The 18,086-nt window shown below is 65.1% G+C and carries 17 protein-coding genes; 1 reads left to right on the forward strand and 16 read right to left on the reverse strand.

Annotated elements, in window-relative coordinates; genetic code table 11:
• Positions 1-27 precede the first annotated feature (27 nt).
• The 10 genes from KXR83_RS03435 to rpmE form a co-directional block, all read right to left on the reverse strand.
• Positions 28-1,383 carry a F0F1 ATP synthase subunit B/delta gene (locus KXR83_RS03435; RefSeq protein ID WP_023957894.1) on the reverse strand — a complete coding sequence of 452 codons (1,356 nt, stop codon included), beginning with the start codon at positions 1,381-1,383 and terminating at the stop codon, positions 28-30.
• 3 nt (positions 1,384-1,386) lie between these two features.
• Positions 1,387-1,908 carry a F0F1 ATP synthase subunit B gene (locus KXR83_RS03440; protein WP_023957892.1) on the reverse strand — a complete coding sequence of 174 codons (522 nt, stop codon included), beginning with the start codon at positions 1,906-1,908 and terminating at the stop codon, positions 1,387-1,389.
• Positions 1,909-1,934: 26 nt separating this feature from the next.
• Entirely contained in the window at positions 1,935-2,186 is a 252-nt protein-coding gene (locus tag KXR83_RS03445) for a F0F1 ATP synthase subunit C (protein WP_023957890.1), read from the reverse strand.
• A gap of 82 nt (positions 2,187-2,268) precedes the next feature.
• Positions 2,269-3,024 (reverse strand): F0F1 ATP synthase subunit A, encoded by a 756-nt coding sequence (gene atpB, locus KXR83_RS03450; RefSeq protein WP_023957889.1) that lies wholly within the window; start codon positions 3,022-3,024, stop codon positions 2,269-2,271.
• Entirely contained in the window at positions 3,021-3,434 is a 414-nt protein-coding gene (locus tag KXR83_RS03455) for an ATP synthase subunit I (protein ID WP_030174327.1), read from the reverse strand. Before KXR83_RS03455 ends, atpB begins: the two co-directional genes overlap by 4 nt.
• A 289-nt stretch (positions 3,435-3,723) precedes the next feature.
• Positions 3,724-4,896, reverse strand: coding sequence for a glycosyltransferase family 4 protein (locus KXR83_RS03460; RefSeq protein WP_437424423.1), 1,173 nt, complete (start codon positions 4,894-4,896; stop codon positions 3,724-3,726).
• Positions 4,897-5,009: 113 nt separating this feature from the next.
• A complete protein-coding gene (locus KXR83_RS03465; protein WP_062800338.1) occupies positions 5,010-5,663 on the reverse strand; it encodes an L-threonylcarbamoyladenylate synthase in 654 nt (217 codons plus the stop codon).
• Between the two features lie 53 nt (positions 5,664-5,716).
• Positions 5,717-6,583, reverse strand: coding sequence for a peptide chain release factor N(5)-glutamine methyltransferase (gene prmC, locus KXR83_RS03470; protein WP_437423614.1), 867 nt, complete (start codon positions 6,581-6,583; stop codon positions 5,717-5,719).
• On the reverse strand, positions 6,580-7,656 hold the full coding sequence (gene prfA / locus KXR83_RS03475; protein WP_437423615.1) for a peptide chain release factor 1: 1,077 nt from the start codon (positions 7,654-7,656) through the stop codon (positions 6,580-6,582). Before prfA ends, prmC begins: the two co-directional genes overlap by 4 nt.
• A gap of 115 nt (positions 7,657-7,771) precedes the next feature.
• Entirely contained in the window at positions 7,772-8,008 is a 237-nt protein-coding gene (rpmE, locus tag KXR83_RS03480) for a 50S ribosomal protein L31 (protein WP_062800230.1), read from the reverse strand.
• Between the two features lie 323 nt (positions 8,009-8,331).
• Here rpmE and KXR83_RS03485 point away from each other — a divergent pair, with 323 nt between their 5' ends.
• On the forward strand, positions 8,332-9,027 hold the full coding sequence (locus tag KXR83_RS03485) for a DUF3105 domain-containing protein (protein WP_437423616.1): 696 nt from the start codon (positions 8,332-8,334) through the stop codon (positions 9,025-9,027).
• 97 nt (positions 9,028-9,124) lie between these two features.
• On the opposite strand, the gene rho is transcribed toward KXR83_RS03485, so the two are convergent.
• From rho to argS, 6 genes are all read right to left on the reverse strand, one after another.
• On the reverse strand, positions 9,125-11,167 hold the full coding sequence (gene rho, locus KXR83_RS03490) for a transcription termination factor Rho (protein ID WP_437423617.1): 2,043 nt from the start codon (positions 11,165-11,167) through the stop codon (positions 9,125-9,127).
• A gap of 309 nt (positions 11,168-11,476) precedes the next feature.
• Positions 11,477-12,433, reverse strand: coding sequence for a homoserine kinase (gene thrB / locus KXR83_RS03495; RefSeq protein WP_437423618.1), 957 nt, complete (start codon positions 12,431-12,433; stop codon positions 11,477-11,479).
• Positions 12,434-12,526: 93 nt separating this feature from the next.
• Positions 12,527-13,606: a threonine synthase gene (gene thrC / locus KXR83_RS03500; protein WP_023957868.1), complete on the reverse strand. Its 1,080-nt coding sequence runs from the start codon at positions 13,604-13,606 to the stop codon at positions 12,527-12,529.
• A complete protein-coding gene (locus KXR83_RS03505) occupies positions 13,599-14,927 on the reverse strand; it encodes a homoserine dehydrogenase (RefSeq protein ID WP_437423619.1) in 1,329 nt (442 codons plus the stop codon). Before KXR83_RS03505 ends, thrC begins: the two co-directional genes overlap by 8 nt.
• Positions 14,924-16,348: a diaminopimelate decarboxylase gene (gene lysA / locus KXR83_RS03510; protein ID WP_437423620.1), complete on the reverse strand. Its 1,425-nt coding sequence runs from the start codon at positions 16,346-16,348 to the stop codon at positions 14,924-14,926. Before lysA ends, KXR83_RS03505 begins: the two co-directional genes overlap by 4 nt.
• Positions 16,345-17,997, reverse strand: a complete 1,653-nt coding sequence (gene argS, locus KXR83_RS03515) for an arginine--tRNA ligase (protein WP_437423621.1) — start codon at positions 17,995-17,997, stop codon at positions 16,345-16,347. The genes lysA and argS overlap by 4 nt, the downstream gene beginning before the upstream one ends.
• Between the last annotated feature and the right edge of the window lie 89 nt (positions 17,998-18,086).

Genomic DNA, 18,086 nt, shown 5'->3' on the forward strand with positions numbered 1-18,086 from the left:
GTCCGGTCGGGCGTCGCGCCCGTCGGGCTAACTCGGCAAGGTCTCGCTCGCCTTGGCCAGTCGGCTGGCCACGTCACCCTCGATGACTTCGTCGGCAACGATGACCTTGAAACCGCCGAGCAACTGCTCGTCGATCTCGATCTGCACCGACATGTCGCGTCCGTAGATCCGCCCCAGCACTGTGCTGAGCCGCTCGATCTGCGCATCGGTCGGCAGTGCCGCCGCGATGACGTGTGCAACCGACTCTCCGCGTCGAGCGGCAGCCAATTCGGCGATGCCTGACACGGTGACGTCGATCGGCTGATGTCCGCGCTGCAACTGCACAGCCTGTCGGACCAGCGCTCCGGTCTCGTCCGTGACCTTCCCGCCGATGACCCTGTCGAGCAACTGCAACCGGCCCTCGGCAGGTGCATTCGAGTCGGACAGCAGTCGCGACAGATCAGGTTCTGCCAGCAGCAACCGGCCCAGCCGGAACAGTTCGTCCTCGACCTCGCCGATCTTGCCGCTGCGGTCGGCGACCGTCAGCAGCGCGAGCCGGGCGAGCCGCTCGAGTGCGGTGAGGAAGTCAGCGGTGGCCGACCATTTCGCGTCGACAGCGGACTTGACGATGTCGAGGGTGGTGTCGGACACCTTTCCCGACAGGATCGAATCGACCAGCGAAGCCTTGTGCTGCGCCTCGTCGGTGGACTCGGCCAGGTGCTTGCGAAGAACCGGGTTTGCCGCGAGAAGGATTGCGACCGAACCGAGTTCGTCACCGATCGTTCGTAGCTGCTCGACATCCGCCGAGCCGGTCTTCTCGTCGAACGTGCGTGCCAGGGTGCGTACCGAGTCACGGCTCGCTGCCCGCATCGAGTGGGTGCCGATAGCCTCACCGGTGGATGTGGACTCCGGTGCGACACCGCCTTCGGCGGCCATCTGCTCCAACTCGGCCAGAACCCTGTCGAAGGAATCCTGCTTGGCCTTCGGGTCCTCGAGGTGCTCGCGCACCAGGTTGCCGGCGACGTCGAGTGAGGCCAGCCCCAGTTCGCCACGCAGCTGACGGATCAGCGCCTGGCGGTTGAGGGCGACCTGCGCCTTGCCGTGCTCGGTGATGCGCTTGACCTCGGAGTCGGCCTGATTGCGCATCTGTTCTGCGATCGCCTGAGCGTCACCGCGTGCCTCTTCACGGATCTGGCTCGCCTCTGCCCTGGCCTGCTCGAGTGCTGTGGCGTGAGCGTCTTTCGCCTCGGCGAGCCGGGCCTTGGCCTGCTCGCTCTCGGCGACCTGCGTGGCGATCGTTTCCTTCTGCGCCGCAACGGATTTACGCAGCGGCGGAAGAACGTATCGGATGAAAACGAAGACAACGACGGCAAAGCCGACGAGTTGCCCGATGAAAATATCCACTGGTCAGTTCACCGTCCCGGTCTTTTCGCCCTCGGTCGCGGAGACACGATCGAGGGATGCCGACAACTTCGGGTCCGACGAGACGTCGAATCCGAGTACTCGGCTGGCCAGCCCGGAGGACAGCCTGCCCAGTTCCGCGCGGGCCTCCGCCGCAGCCCGCTGCCCTTCGGCGGCCAGCTGTTCGGAGGTGTCGCGCTGAACCGCGTCCGACTCCTCGGTTGCCCGCCGCCTCATCTCCTCGAGGTTCTCGTTGCCCTTGGCACGAGCCTCGTCGCGGATGCCGGTCGCCTCGACACGGGCGCCCTTCATGGCGGATCGGTATTCCGATTCGGCATCCTCGAAACTCTTGGCCGCGGCCTTGTTGTCCTCGTTGGTCTTCGAGACCAATGCCTCACGTTCTTCGAGGACCTGGCGGATCGGCGGAACGATGAACTTGCCGAGCACCACCAGCACGATGATGAAGATCAAGAGGACAACGAAGAACGTGCCGTTGGGTATGAGGAAATTCTCTGCGGCGAGATCCATGGTGTCGTTTTACCTGTTTCCCGAAATTATTCGGCGCTGATCGGGGTGGCGAAGACGAACAACGCCATGAAGGCCAGGTTGATGAAGTACGCAGCCTCGACCAGACCGACGGTGATGAAGAACGGAGTGAACAGGCGGCTCTGCGCTTCTGGCTGACGCGCGATGCCTGCGATCAGCTGCGCACCGGCCAGACCGTCACCGATACCGGCGCCAATAGCGCCGCCGGCCATGATCAGACCGCCGCCGATCAGTGCGCCCATGCCAATCATTGGATCCATTTACTTTTCCCTTTCGGTGGTACTGACAATCGGATTGCCAGGTCTTATGGCCCCGCCGGCATCGCACCGGCAAGGGGTCGTGCTAGTGGTGCTCGTCCTCCAGCTCCATTGACTGGCTGAAGTACAAGATGGTCAGCAAGGTGAAGATGAACGCCTGGATGAGGCCGACGAAGAGGTCGAACATCTTCCAGATCGAGTTGGGTGCCCACATGATGTAGGCGGGGAAGATCGCGATCAGCGAGACCATCACGCCGCCGGCGAACATGTTGCCGAAAAGACGGAGTGAGAGCGAGACGGGCTTCGCGATCTCTTCGATGATGTTGATCGGGGCCAGGCCGATGGCGTGACCCTTGATCAGGGCCTTGGGATGGCCGAGGAAGCCACGGCGCTTGACGCCTGCGGCGTGGTACGCGACGAAGACGAACAGCGCGAGGGCGTAGACGAAGTTGGCGTCCGAGGCCGGCGGCTTGAGCCACTCCCCGGTGCCTCCCCCCTCCTTGCCGTACTGGACCGGCAGCACCGAGATCCAGTTGGCGACCAGGATGAAGATGAACAGCGTCACGGCCAGTGGCAGCAGGAACGGCGCGACGCGCATGCCGATCGAGCTCTCGACCTGGCCGCGCATCTGAGAGGTGAGGGTTTCGAAGAACAGCTGTACCGGGTTGGGAACACCCGACGTCATTTTGGCCCGCACGTAGAAGGCCAAGCCGAGCACGACCAGGGCCGCAAAAGCGGTCCCGATGATGGTGTCCAGGTTGAAGGTCATCCCGAACAGATCGACGTGGGTGTGGTGCCCGACCTCGATCTCTGCCTCGGCGAGATACGACGTATCTGTCATGACTGGGTACGAAGTCCTTTCATCACTGGAATAACCGTGTTGAGAACCAGGATCACCTGACACAGCGCGAGTCCGAACATCACGCCGAGACCGTCCGGCCTGGCGAGGAACGCCACCACGAGGGCGACGATCGTCAGGAGCGCCAGACGCAGGGCGGAGTTGATCGCGATCGGCCGCTTGCGCGGATTCTCTTCAGCGGTGATTCCTTGCACATACAACTGCACGAGCTTGGCGTTGGCCAGACTCAGGGCCAATCCGACGAACATCCAGATACCGAACATGATGTGGCCGAGGTAAGCGCTGGCGGCCACTGCGACGACGACCAGCAATCCGCTGAGGATCGCAGGACGCACCAAACTCAACGGAACATCCGGGAATACCGGCGCCGAGTCGGAGCTTGACGTCGTCATGCACCTCTCCTCAAGGGTCCAGCGGGTTCGCTAGCTCTGGGGGCAGCCTGGTAGAGCCGTGCCCGTCGATCTGGAACATGATCGGGGCGACAGCTCATCGATCCCTGTGACCATATCAACACCTTCGCGGCCTGCCACCAGGGGGTGCGTTGACCGCGATTGCGGCTCTCACCTTGGTGATTCGGCTACTACAGACGATAGTACTACGTTGCATCGCATACCCGAAATGTCCGGGTTAGGCTGCACTTCGTCTCAGATTACTGGACACGGTTCTATCTGCCGCACCCGGTCAGGCAGATGCACTCTGGCGGTGTCGTCGACGAAGGCGCGGGACGATCGTGGCGACCATCGCCAGGACCAGTCCGGCTGCCAGGACCGGTACCACCACGGACACCGAGAAGAACGTGCTCGCAGCCGCCCCGAAGGCCAGTAGTCCGACCCAGAGGTAGATGAGCAACACCACGCGCCTGTGCGAGTGACCGATCTCCAGCAGCCGGTGGTGCAGGTGCATCTTGTCCGGTGTGTAGAAGCCGACACCCGCCCTGGTCCTGCGCACGACCGCCATCAGCATGTCGAGCATCGGGATGAACATGACGGCCGCCACCAGGATGATCGGTGACAGCAACGTGAACACATCGGCGGGACCGTAGGCATTGGTGGCCACCCTGCCCGATGCGCTGGTCGAGGCCGTGGCGAGCATCAGCCCGATGAGCATCGAGCCGGAATCGCCCATGAAGATGCGGGCGGGCTGGAAGTTGTGCGGCAGGAAACCGAGGCATGCACCCGCGAGAATCGCCGCGATGAGGGCCGGTGGGTAGTAACTGACGTCGCCACCCTGGTCTCGGAGCAGACCCAGCGAGAAGACGCAGATCGCCAACGACGCGATGAGCGCCAGGCCGGCGGCGAGCCCGTCGAGGCCGTCGACGAAGTTCATGGCGTTGACCGTTGCAACGGTGACCGCGATCGTGAGCAATCCCGCCTGGAGTGGGTCCAGCACCACCGTGCCGATGTCGCCGAACGGGACGTACAGCAGGTACCAGCTCACACCCATGATCACGAGGACACCGGCAGCGGTCAGCTGGCCGACGAACTTGGTCAGGGCGTCGATCCCCCAGCGGTCGTCGATGATCCCGACGAGCACGATGACCCCACCGGCGACGACAACGGCGTTCATGTCGTCGGTGTATGCGAAACCCCTTGTCAGAGCCGGCAACTCGCCGGCCAGAGCCATCCCGGCGAGCACGCCGATGTACATGCCGACACCGCCGAGACGCGGCGTGGGGATCGCGTGCACATCCCGGGTCCGCGGAACGGCCACCGCACCAGTGCGCGTGGCGATGACCCGCACGACACCGGTGGCGAGATAGGTGATCACCGCGGCGGCGAGCCCGACGAGCATCAGCTCGCGCAGCGGGACACCTGCACCGCTGCTCGTGAGGCCGGACTGCGCTGCGATCAGCACACCACTGCTCTCAAGGGAACTCGAATAGGCCGCGAACACGGGTCAACGCTACTAGCGCGCGCTCAAAAAGCACGCAAGCGGTCGACCGGACCCGCCATTGGGATCGAGCCGGATCAGCTGCGCAGGCTCTCGACTCCGGTACCCAGCACCTCGGCGATCTGCTCCGCACTGATCGCACCTTCGCGCAGAATCTTGGGACTGACGTCCGTGAGATCGACGATGGTCGACGGCATCGCCTTCTCGGCCGGTCCACCATCGAGGTAGACGGCCACCGACTCCCCCAGTTGCTCCCGGGCCTCGGCAGCTGTGGTCGCCGGCGGTCGACCGGAGATGTTCGCGCTGGAGACGGCCATGGGGCCGACCTCACGAAGGATCTCGATGGCCACCGGGTGCAGCGGCATCCGCAGCATCACCGTGCCCCGCGTGTCACCCAGATCCCAGGCCAGCGAGGGAGCCTGGTGGACCACCAGGCTCAAGCCGCCGGGCCAGAACGCCCGGGTCAGTTCTCTCGCCATCGACGACACGGACAACACCAGGCCGTCGATGGTGCTCCACGAGCCGACCAGTACGGGCACGGGCATGTCCCGGCCCCGCCCTTTGGCGGCCAGCAGGTTGTTGACCGATTCGGAATCGAAAGCGTCGCAACCCAACCCGTACAACGTGTCGGTGGGCAGGACGATCAGGCGGCCACCTTTGGCGGCGCCGACGGCGGCCCTGATACCGGCCGTTCGAGAATGGGGATCGTTGCAGTCGAACGTGGTGCTCACGGGTCCCATCCTTGCATGGCCCCGCTGGCCAACACTCGCGACGTACCCGCCGGTCAGATGCGGCGGGACGTCGTCGTTCTGGTGGCGCTGACAAAACGCGGCCGTCCGGCCAGATCGTGGTTCTGGACGATCGAATCGAACCGGCCATCGGTGGTCAGCACCTCGATCACCGCTTGCCCCGTGCTGTCGTCGTGCTCGATGGCCACTTTGCCACCCGCCCCGAGGAGGTGGGCGACGGTCTCGATCATCGGACCTATGACCGACATCCCGTCCACTCCCCCGAACAGTGCCAGTGGTGGGTCGTGGTCGATCACCTCGACCGGCAATTCGGCTGTCTCGGGAATGTAGGGCGGATTGGCGACCACAACGTCCGCTCTGATCCCGGGCAGAACGGCCGGGTCCCGAACGTCGCCCTGGTGCACCTCGACCCGATCCGCAACCTGATCGGGCATCCGCGAGAGGTTCCGGTGAAGCCATCGGAGTGGCTCGTCGGCGATCTCGACGGCGTGCACCACGGCGTTGCGCCGAGCATCCGCGATGGACAACGCGAGTGCACCGCTTCCGCTGCACAGATCGACCACCACCGGTTCGGCAACGTCGGCAATAGCCTCCAGTGCCCACGACAGCAGCGCTTCGGTTTCCATCCGGGGTATGAACACCCCGGGGCCGACCTCCAGATCGACCATGCCGAACTGGACGTGACCGATGATGTGCTGCAAGGGCTCACGCGCGCGCCGCCGGTCGATCATCGCGCGGTACGCGTCCGCCTGCCCCTGCGTCAGCTCGTCGACCGTGACGAGGCCGCCCACGGATGTGCCGGCCACGTGCGCCAGCAGGAGCGCTGCGTCGACGTCCGGGCTGGGGACACCTGCGGCGGCCAGTTCGGCCGCTGCCGCCCTGCGATGTTCGCGCGCGTTCACTCCGCCTCGAGGCGGGCCTGGCGATCGGCGGCTCTGAGGGCGTCGAGGAGTGCGTCCATGTCGCCTGCGAGAACGGCGTCGAGGTTGCTGGCCTTGTAACCGATCCGGTGGTCGGTGATGCGATTCTCCGGGAAGTTGTAGGTGCGGATCCGCTCAGAACGATCGACTGTCCGCACCTGCGCCGCACGCCCTTCCGACGCCTCCGAGTTGGCTGCCTCCTCCGCCGCAGCCTGCAGGCGCGCAGCGAGGACCTGCATCGCGCGGGCCTTGTTCTGCAATTGCGATCGTTCGTTCTGGCAGGTCACGACGATTCCGGTGGGCAAGTGGGTGATCCGTACCGCGGAGTCGGTGGTGTTCACGCCCTGTCCGCCCTTGCCCGAGCTGCGGTACACGTCGATGCGGAGGTCCGAATCGTCGATCTGCACCTGCTCGACCTCGTCGGGTTCGGGGTAGATGAGCACGCCGGCAGCCGATGTGTGGATACGCCCCTGCGACTCCGTGACCGGCACACGCTGGACACGGTGTACGCCACCTTCGAACTTCAATCGCGCCCACACACCGTCCGGACCGTCGCCTTTCGACTTGATCGAGATGGTGGCGTCTTTGTACCCGCCGAGATCGGACTCGGTGAATCCGAGGGTCTGGGCCTTCCAGCCGTGCCGTTCGCAGTACTTGAGGTACATCCGCGCCAGATCCGAGGCGAACAGGGCGGACTCCTCGCCGCCTGCACCCGATTTGATCTCCAACACCACGTCGTCGCCGTCGTGGGGATCGCGCGGCGACAGCAGGTCGGTGAGGGTGGCGTCGAGATCGGCGGCGGTCTTCTCCAGCTCGGGTATCTCGGCCGCAAATGCCGGGTCGTCCGCGGCGAGTTCACGTGCGGCCTGCAGATCATCCTGTGCTGCTTGGAGTTTGGTGTACGTGGCCATGATCGGCGCGAGCTCGGAGAATCGCTTGCCCACGCGGCGCGCGGCAGCGGGGTCATCGTGCAGGGAAGGGTCGGAGAGCTGCGACTGCAAGCCTGCATGCTCGGCGAGAATGTCGTCGATCGCGGACGGCTCGGGGCTGCTCATGACCTGTTCCTACTCGAGAAAAGTTGTGACCGGCGGCTGATGACACAAACCGGGTGATTCGACGAAAACGGCGCCTGGCCTGCCGCGAGGGCAGACCAGACGCCGGACTTTCAAGCTATTTCTCGGCTGCAGCGTCTTTCTTCGCCGGACGCTTGCCGTAGCGCTTCTCGAAGCGCGCGACGCGGCCACCGGTGTCGAGAATCTTCTGCTTGCCCGTGTAGAACGGGTGGCACTGCGAGCAGACCTCGACGTTGATACGACCGTTGTCCTTGGTGGAGCGGGTCGTGAAGGTGTTCCCGCAGCCGCAGACCACAGTGGTCTCGACGTACTGGGGGTGGATTCCCTGCTTCATTCTGGTGTCCCTTTCAATGGTCGCCGGGTCACCTTCGCGGATCGAAGGTGTGAACCGGAACCGGACTCGACCGTTCAGTATGCCAGAGCAGCGATGCCATCTCCCAATCGCTGAAATCTCGGAGAAGGCGCTGCGCCCATGCTTGGCGGCACGGTCACTGGAACGACGCGACAAGGAGTTTCATTCCTGGGATTTTCATTCCGGGATTTTCCTTCCACGCGAACGGGCATCTACATTCCACCTACGTGGAACTTCATCGACGTCGTCGGGCGTTCCCTCGTCACGACTCCGGGTTTATCGACATAGGGCTGGCAGGCACAGTGATGACCAGGTCAAGAATTATTGCGACGGCGGCGACCATCCTGGTCCTGGGGACAACAGGATGTGTGGCCAAGCGCTCCGGCGATCCCGTCCCCGAATCGGCGGGCTCGGGATCGGTGTCGAGCTTCCGACCATCAGCGGACAATCCTGATCCCACCGACGACATCGAAGGCGTCGAGAAAAGGTACTACCCCGCTGCTCTCCACGTGGTTCCGACCGATCGCGTCCGTTACTCGTTCAGCCCGCCCATCGGCGGCCGACACGACGCGGTCTGGGCCGCCTGTACCGGGGTGGTCTACAACGCGGGCATCCGTTCGGAAAACGCCGTGCATTCACTGGAACACGGAGCGGTCTGGCTCACCTACAACCCGGAAGACCTCGACGCCGACGCCGTGGAATCGCTCGTCGAGCGCGTCGACGGAGTCGACTACACGCTTCTGTCGCCCTACCCCGGATTGGACCGACCGGTGTCGGTGCAGTCGTGGGGACATCAGCTCAAGGTCGACGATGCCGACGACCCACGAATCGATCAATTCATCACCGCGACCAAACAGAACACCCAGAGCGGCATATACCCCGAAGCCCCCGAAGAGACCGGTTACCCCGAACCGGGGGCCACGTGCGCGGCGTCCGGCGCATTCGATCAGCTCGATCCCCCACCGTTCGATCCACGCCCCGGCACCCTGCCGGAGAACTGATCTCTGGCACCACGAACGAACCCACCCATCCCGTTCGGCCCGCCCTTGACGGGTGGGCCCACGGGATCAGGTGGGTTCGGTGGCTGCGAGCCGGCGACTAGTCGTCGCCCATGGCTCCCGGTGCGGTCTTCTGGACCTGCATGAGGAACTCGATGTTGCTCTTGGTCTTCTTCAGCTGACTCACCAGGAGATCGATCGCCTGCTGCGAATCGAGGCCGGCAAGCACGCGCCGCAGCTTGTGCACAATCGAGAACTCTTCGGGCGACAACAGCAACTCGTCCTTACGCGTACTGGACATGTTGACGTCGACCGCCGGGAACACCCTGCGCTCGGAGATCTTGCGGTCCAGTTTGAGCTCGGCGTTGCCGGTTCCCTTGAACTCCTCGAAGATCACCGTGTCGCCGGTGGAACCGGTCTCGACCAGAGCCGAGGCGATGATGGTGAGCGAGCCACCGTTCTCGATGTTGCGGGCAGCACCGAGGAAGCGCTTGGGTGGGTACAGCGCCGTGGAATCGACACCACCGGAGAGGATTCGGCCCGAAGCCGGCGACGCATTGTTGTACGCGCGACCCAGCCGGGTGATCGAATCGAGCAGCACCACAACGTCTTTGCCGTCTTCGACCAGGCGCTTGGCCCGCTCGATGGCCAGCTCGGCCACCGAGGTGTGGTCTGACGGCGGGCGGTCGAAGGTGGAGGCGATGACCTCACCCTTCACCGACCGCTGCATGTCGGTGACTTCCTCGGGACGCTCATCCACCAGCACCACCATGAGGTAGCACTCTGGATTGTTGATCGAGATCGCGTTCGCGATGTTCTGCAGGATGGTCGTCTTACCGGCCTTCGGAGGCGAGACGATCAGCGCACGTTGTCCCTTGCCGATCGGCATGACCAGGTCGATGACGCGGGTGGAGATGCGGTCGCTGGTGGTTTCCAGACGCAGTCGCTGGTTCGGATACAGCGGGGTGAGCTTGTTGAACTCCGGCCGCCGCTTGGCGGTCTCGACGTCAGCACCGTTCACTGAGTCCAGGCGCACCAGGGGGTTGAACTTCTGGCGCTGATTCGACTGTTCACCGTCGCGTGGAACCTTGACCGCACCGGTGATCGCGTCACCGCGACGCAGCCCGTTCTTGCGGATGAGGTTCATCGACACATAGACGTCGTTCGGTCCGGCGAGGTAGCCCGACGTACGAACGAACGCATAGTTGTCCAGCACATCGAGGATTCCCGCGACCGGCTGCAACACGTCGTCGTCCGAGATCTGTGGCTCACGCTCGTTGCCGCCACCGCCGCCTTCGCCGCGGTCACGTCCCCGACGACGCTCACGGAAACGGCGTCCCCGACGACCGCCGCGGCCGTCGCCGTCCTCGTCGTCGTCACGGGGACCGTTGTCGCGGTTGTCACGGGGGCCGCTGTTCTGGCCACTTCCCTGATCGTTGCGGTTACGGTTCCTGTTGCCCTGCTCGGAGCGGTTTCCCTGCTCCGAACGGTTGCCCTGGTCGTCGCGGTTCCGGTTGTCGCGGCCCTGGCCCTCGCGGCTCGAGCCGTTGCCCTGGTTGTCGCGGCCCTGACCCTCGCGGTTGTCCCGACCTGCGGCCTGACCGTCGCGACCACGACGACGCTGTCGCCGCTGGTCGTTGCCGTCGGCCTGGTCACCGTCTTGGGAAGACTCGTCGGTCTTCGGTGCGGCCTTCTCCTCGGCAGGCGCCGTGGTGGCCGCCTGCTCGGGTTCGGCCTTTGTGGTTTCGGTGGTCTTCGTCGCTGCTGCGGCGGCGGGTTCCGCAGGGGCGGAGGCGCCCTTGACCTGCGGCTTCTCGGCAGTGGCGGTCGGCGCGTCCTCCGACGGCGCCGGTCCTGACGAGGTCTTGTCTGCGGGCGCCTTGTTCGAGGCGGCCTTGCTCTTGGTGGCAGGTGCACTGGACGCCCCGCCGCTCTGGCGTTCCTTGATGGCCGCGATCAGGTCGCTCTTGCGCATCCCCGACGTGCCCTTGATGCCCAGCTCTCCCGCCAGGCCACGAAGTTCAGTCAGAACCATTCCCGAGAGCCCGGTCCCACGACGACGTTCGGCTTTCGGAGTGTCAACTCCACCGAGGTCGAGCGTGTTCTCCGAGCCCGGTGCAGTGATCAGGTCCGTATCCGTCAACGGATATCCTTTCCTTCCCCCGCCGGTAGATTCGCGAGGGCCAAAGTTCTCGCACCCGGAGCCCAGGTGAGAGGTGCCGCTAGTTTTTCAGCGGTCTTATGAGGCGTGTGTCGTTTGCCGCGCTTTATATTTCACGGACTGGCGCCCGCGGGCTGTGATTCGAATTCGACATCCGATGAGAAGCACGCTCGGGTGAAACCATCCGCGGCTGGACGGGTACATGCTAACCACGATCAGTAGTTCGGGCAACACCCACAGAATGCGGCGTGTTCACAAACTGCGAATCAATCAAAGTTGCACCCGTCGTCGTCAGTGTACGACTACTCCGGGCGCAATCTCTACTTCCTGCAGAACAAATCCCAGCTCAGCTGCCTTGTCGCGGGTCTGAGGCGGTAGATCCGACGCCGTCAGCGCCAGCACGGTGGGCCCGGCGCCCGACACGGTGGCCGGTACCCGCCGCTCGCGCAACCATCGCACCAGGGCTGCCGTCGCAGGCATCACCGGCGCCCTGTAGTCCTGGTGCAGTCGATCCTCGGTCGCAGCCATCAGCAACTGGGGTTCGGCCGTCAACGCCACCACGGCCAGGGCCGCGCGGCTGACATTGAACACCGCGTCCGCCCGGGACACCGCGTCCGGCAACAACCCACGGGTGACCGCGGTCGACGACTCGACCTGCGGAATCATGGCGTAGGCGCGGATATCTGGATGCAGCTCCAGCGACCTTGCGAAGTAATTGAGGGCCGGTGAATCCCCCGCGACGTCCGAGGTGTGGACACCCGCGGTGGGTTCGGACCAGGAGACCACGGCCGAACCGAGCACACTCGCCGAAGCATTGTCCGGATGGCCTTCGAACTCCGACGACAGCTGGATCAACGCCTCGGTGGACAGTTGTGTTCCCAGGCCGGCGGCGCGGACCAGGCCGGCGGCGACCGCCAGCCCGCCGACAACTGCGGAGGCCGACGACCCCAGACCACGGGCATGGGGAATGCTGTTGCGGCACTTGACGTCCAGGCCCGGGGCCGTGACGCCGGCCGCCGCCAGCCCCCGATTGATCGCCCGGACCACCAGGTGTCGCTCGTCGAGCGGTACTCCCTCGGCACCTTCGCCGCTGACGGTGATGCGCAGTGCATCGCCACCGACGGTGACGGAGATGTCGTCGTAGATGCCCAGAGCGATACCCAGAGAATCAAACCCGGGACCCAGATTGGCACTCGACGCGGGAACGCGCGCTTGCGCCTGGACCCCCGCAGGCAGAACGGGATTCACGTCCACACCTTCGCGACCGAGCCCAGCCACGTGCGAGTCATCGCCAGAGGGTTCATCAGTCCGCGTTGCCCACACCGTCATGATCGGTTCCCATCAGCCCACATTCAGCGCGCGTGCGACAGCCACCGGATCAACCGGGATGGCCTCCACCGGCGGGATGCCGGCCAGCGCGGTGTCGGGGTCCTTGAGGCCGTTGCCGGTGACGGTGCAGACGACGAGCTCGCCTGCAGACACCCAGCCCTCTTCACGGGCAGCAAGAAGTCCGGCGACACTGGCCGCCGACGCCGGCTCCACGAATACACCTTCGTGGCCTGCGATCAGCCGGTAGGCCTCGAGCAGTTTCTCGTCGGTGGCAGCCCGGAATTGACCACCCGATTCGTCCTTGGCGGCCACTGCCTGGTTCCAGCTGGCGGGTGAGCCGATCCGGATGGCGGTGGCGATCGTCTCGGGATCCTTGACCGGTTTGCCGGTGACCAGAGGGGCCGCGCCGGCCGCCTGCACGCCGAGCATGCGAGGGGTCGACCCGACAACGCCGTCGCGGTGGTACTCGGTGTAGCCCTTCCAGTACGCGGTGATGTTGCCCGCGTTCCCCACCGGCAACGCATGCACGTCAGGAGCCCTGCCGAGCACATCCATGATCTCGAATGCGGCGGTTTTCTGACCTTCGATGCGGGCGGGATTCACCGAATTGACCAGCTCGATCTCGGTCCACTCGGCGGTGGCCTTGCGAGCCAGTTCGAGGCAGTCGTCGAAGTTGCCCTGCACCTGGATGATCTTCGCGCCGTGCATCACGGCCTGGGCGAGTTTGCCCATTGCGATCTTGCCCTCGGGGATGAGGACTGCGCACGTGATGCCCGCGCGGGTTGCGTACGCGGCGGCCGAGGCCGAAGTGTTCCCGGTGGAAGCACACAGCACCGCGGTCTTCCCGTTGTTGACGGCGTTGCTCACGGCCATCGTCATCCCGCGGTCCTTGAACGAGCCGGTCGGGTTGAGGCCCTCCACCTTGAGGTACACCTCGCACCCGGTGATCTCGGACAGGTGCGGTGCGGCGATCAACGGCGTGCCACCCTCGAGCAGGGTGACGACCTTCCAGTCGTCCTTGACAGGCAATCGGTCGCGGTACGCCTCGATCAATCCCGGCCATGCGCGGTGCACGGCTACAGACTCACTCATTGGTTCCCTCCAGTCGGAGAACGCTGGACACGCTCAGGACGGCCTCCAGTTTCTCCAGTGCCGCAACGGTTTCGGACAATGCCGCATCAGGTGCGCGATGGGTGACCACCACGAGCCGGGCGTCGTCGCCGGCGCCTTCCTGGCGAACGGTCGAGATGCTGATGCCCCGGGAGGAGAACTCTCCGGCGACTGTTGCGAGCACCCCGGCGCGGTCGGCCACCCGCATCGACACGTAGTACCGGGTCCGCACGTCACCCATGGGGGCGATGGGCAGCGACGCGTACGTCGACTCCAGTGGGCCACGACCACCGTGCACCTTGTTGCGCGCAGCCATCACCAGGTCTCCCAACACCGCCGATGCGGTGGGTGCGCCACCGGCACCCTGTCCGTAGAACATCAGCCGGCCGGCGTTCTCGGCTTCGACGACCACCGCGTTGAAAGCGCCGTTGACTGACGCCAGAGGATGTTCGAGGGGTACCAGCGCCGGATACACGCGGGCCGAAATGCGTTGCTGCCCATCCTCACCGACGATCCGCTCGCAAATCGACAGCAGCTTCACCGTGCAGTCGAGAGCCTGCGCCGAGACGAGGTCGGCAGCGGTGATCTTGGAGATGCCCTCGCGGTAGACGTTGAGCGCGGTGACCCTCGAGTGGAAGGAGATCGACGCCAGGATCGCTGCTTTCGCCGCCGCGTCGTAACCCTCGACATCGGCCGTCGGGTCGGCCTCGGCGTAGCCGAGTCGGCCTGCCTCGGCGAGCGTCTCCTCGTAGTCACTGCCGTCGGCGTCCATCGCGGACAGGATGAAGTTGGTTGTGCCGTTGACGATTCCGGCGACACGGTTGACGGTGTCACCGGCCAGCGACTGCATCAGCGGGCGGATCACCGGGATGGCGCCGGCCACAGCCGCCTCGAAGTACAGATCGACCTTTGCCCCGGCTGCGGCAGTCGCGAGTTCGCCGGTGTAATCGGCGAGCAGCGCCTTGTTGGCGGTGACCACGGACTTGCCGCTCTGCAGCGATTCGCGGATCAGCATCCGCGGCGGGTCGATGCCGCCGATGAGTTCGACAACGATGTCGACGTCGTCGCGGGCAACGAGGTCTTCGGGTTTGTCGGTGAGCAGGGCCGGATCCACCCCGTCACGAGGAACATTCAGGTTCCGGACGGCGACGCCGCGCAGTTCCAATGGGGCGCCGACCCGTGCCTGCAGATCAGCGGCGTTGTCGGTGAGGATGCGAACCACCTCGGTACCGACATTTCCCATTCCGAGTACCGCAACGCCGATGGCGCGGGCCCCGTTGTCGTTGATTCGGCTGTCCGTCACTCGTTCACCTCCAAGCTCAGTAGATCTTCGACAGTTTCACGACGCAGGATCACTCGCGCGTCGCCTCCCCGCGTGGCGACCACGGCGGGTCGGGTGACCATGTTGTAGCGACTCGACATCGAGTAGCAGTAGGCGCCGGTGGCACCCACCATCAGCACGTCCCCGGGGCCGACATCGTCGGGAAGCCAGCAGTCGCGGATGACAATGTCGCCGCTCTCGCAATGCTTTCCGACCACTCGACTGACCACCGCGCGCGCTGTGGAGACCCGCGACGCCAGCCGGACGTCGTACTCGGCCTGGTACAGAGAGGTACGGATGTTGTCGCTCATGCCTCCGTCGACGGACACGTAACGGCGATGAGCACCGCCGGGCCCGAGCTGGACGTCTTTGACCGTGCCGACGGTGTACAGCGTGACCCCGGCCGGACCGGCGATCGCGCGGCCCGGTTCCACCGCGATGGTCGGGGTGGGTAGGCCCAATGCGGCCGATTCACGTTCGACGATGGCGGCGAGTTTGTCGGCGACTTCCTGCACCGGAGGTGGGTCGTCGGACGGCAGGTATGAGATACCAAGTCCCCCACCGAGATCCAGGATCGAGAGTTGGGCGGTCTTGTCCACGCCGAACTCCGAGACCACGTCCCGCAGCAAGGACAGGACCCGGTGGGCGGCCAGCTCGAAACCGCCCACGTCGAAGATCTGCGAACCGATGTGGCTGTGTAGACCCACAAGTCGCACGTTGTCGGTGGCGAAGACGCGTCGGACCGCGTCCATCGCCGTGCCACCGGCCAGGGAGAAGCCGAACTTCTGGTCTTCGTGTGCGGTGGAGATGAACTCGTGGGTGTGCGCCTCCACACCCACGGTGATGCGGATGAGGACGTCCTGGACCACCCCGAGCCGGCCGGCGATCTCATCGAGACGTTCGATCTCGATCATGGAGTCGAGCACCACGTGCTCGACGCCCGAGGTGACCGCCAGTTCGAGCTCGTGCGGCGATTTGTTGTTGCCGTGCAGGGCGATCCGATCGGCCGGGAAACCCGCACGCAACGCCACCGTCAGCTCGCCGGCCGAACACACATCGAGAGAGAGACCCTCTGAGTGCACCCAACGCGCGACCTCGGTGGACAGGAACGCCTTCGACGCATAGTGAACGTGCTGCGCCGATCCGAACGCCTTCGCCATCTCGGCGCATCGCGCCCGGAAGTCCTCTTCGTTGATGACAAACAGTGGGGTGCCGTATTTCTCGGCCAGCTCGGTGACCGCGATGCCGCCGATCTGCGCGACACCGTTCTCATCGCGACCGGTGCCCTGCGGGTAGATCGCCTCCGGCAACTGCGCGAGTTCCTCTGGAGAATTGGGCCTTTCGGCCAGATGCGGTGCCGCCACGACCTCCGCGTGCCGTGGTCCGGCGGGGTGTGCGTTCACATTCGCTCCGGTGCGCTCACGCCGACCATCGCCAAACCGTTGGCGATGACCTGCTGGGTGGCGCCGCACAGAGCCAACCGTGCGGCGTGGAGATCGGTGGGTTCCTCGTCGCCCTGAGGCAGGACCCGGCACCGGTCATAGAACTTGTGATACGTGCTCGCCAAAGCCTCGAGATACCGGCAGACACGGTGCGGCTCACGCAATTGCGCGGCTGCAGCGACCACTGCGGGGAAGTCTCCCAACGTACGGATCAGGTCGCCCTCGGCCCGATCCACCAGCATCTCGAGGTGGTCGGTGGACGCGGCGAGACCCAGGGCCTCGGCATTGCGGCCGATCGCCGCGAGGCGGGCGTGCGCGTATTGCACGTAGTAGACCGGGTTTTCGTTCGACTGGCTGACGAGGAGGTCGAGGTCGATGTCGATGTTCACGTCCACGGACGACCGGATGAGCGAGTAGCGGGCGGCGTCGACACCGACAGCATCCACCAGATCGTCGAGGGTGATGACCGTGCCCGCTCGCTTGCTCATCCGCACCGGCTGCCCGTCGCGGACAAGATTGACCATCTGCCCGATCAGTACCTCCAAGCGGTCGGGGTCGTCCCCGAGCGCCGCGGCCGCAGCCTTGAGCCGGACGACGTAACCGTGATGGTCGGCGCCGAGCATGTAGATACAGAGATCGAACCCGCGGTCACGCTTGTCCTTGAAGTACGCGATGTCGCCTGCGATGTACGCCGCCTCGCCGTCACTCTTGATGACCACGCGGTCTTTGTCGTCACCGAACGCGGTGGACCGCAGCCACCAGGCGCCGTCGTTCTCGTACAGGTTGCCGTTTGCCTTCAGTTCGGCGATGGCCTTGTCGACCTGGCCGCTCTCGAACATCTTGTTCTCGTGCGTATAGACGTCGAAGTCGGTGCCGAACTCGTGCAGGTTCGCCTTGATCTGCGCGAACATGAGGTCGACGCCGCGGGCGCGGAATGTCTCGAGCCGCTCTGCCTCCGGGAGGTCCAGAGCACCGGGCGCGGTGTCGAGCACCTGCGCCGCGATCTCACCGATGTAGGCGCCGGCATACCCGTCCTCAGGAGTGGGTTCACCGAGTGCAGCGGCAACCAGCGACCGCGCGAACCGGTCGATCTGTGCGCCGTGGTCGTTGAAGTAGTACTCGCGGGTGACCGCGGCACCTTCGGCCGAGAGAACCCGGCCCAGCGCGTCGCCCACGGCAGCCCACCGCGTGCCACCGAGGTGGATCGGACCGGTCGGGTTGGCCGAGACGAACTCGAGGTTCACCCGGAGCCCGTCGAGAGTCGTACCGGTCCCGTAGGCCGCACCACGTTCGATCACTCCGGCGACGACCACGTTCTGCGCGTCGGCGGCGAGTCGGATGTTCACGAATCCGGGTCCGGCGATCTCGGCGGTGGCGATGCCCTGACGGCTGGAGAGCTCGGCAGCAAGCCATCCGGCCAGCTCACGCGGGTTGACGCCGACCTTTTTACCGAGTTGCAGCGCGATGTTGGTGGCGTAGTCGCCGTGCTCGGGATTGCGCGGCCGTTCCACGACAACACTCTCCGGCAGCGCGGACGGGTCGAGTCCGTGGTCGGTGAGGACGGTTGAGGTGGCGGCATGCAGCAGCACCGCGAGGTCGGCGGGGGTCACGATGCACCATCCTATTGGCCCGCACCTCATCATTGACAATCGCCGTCTCCCTGCACAGCGATTGCCGTCGACGAGCACAAGTACACTGT

The organism is Williamsia muralis (assembly GCF_051487485.1).
Lineage (GTDB): Bacteria > Actinomycetota > Actinomycetes > Mycobacteriales > Mycobacteriaceae > Williamsia > Williamsia muralis_B.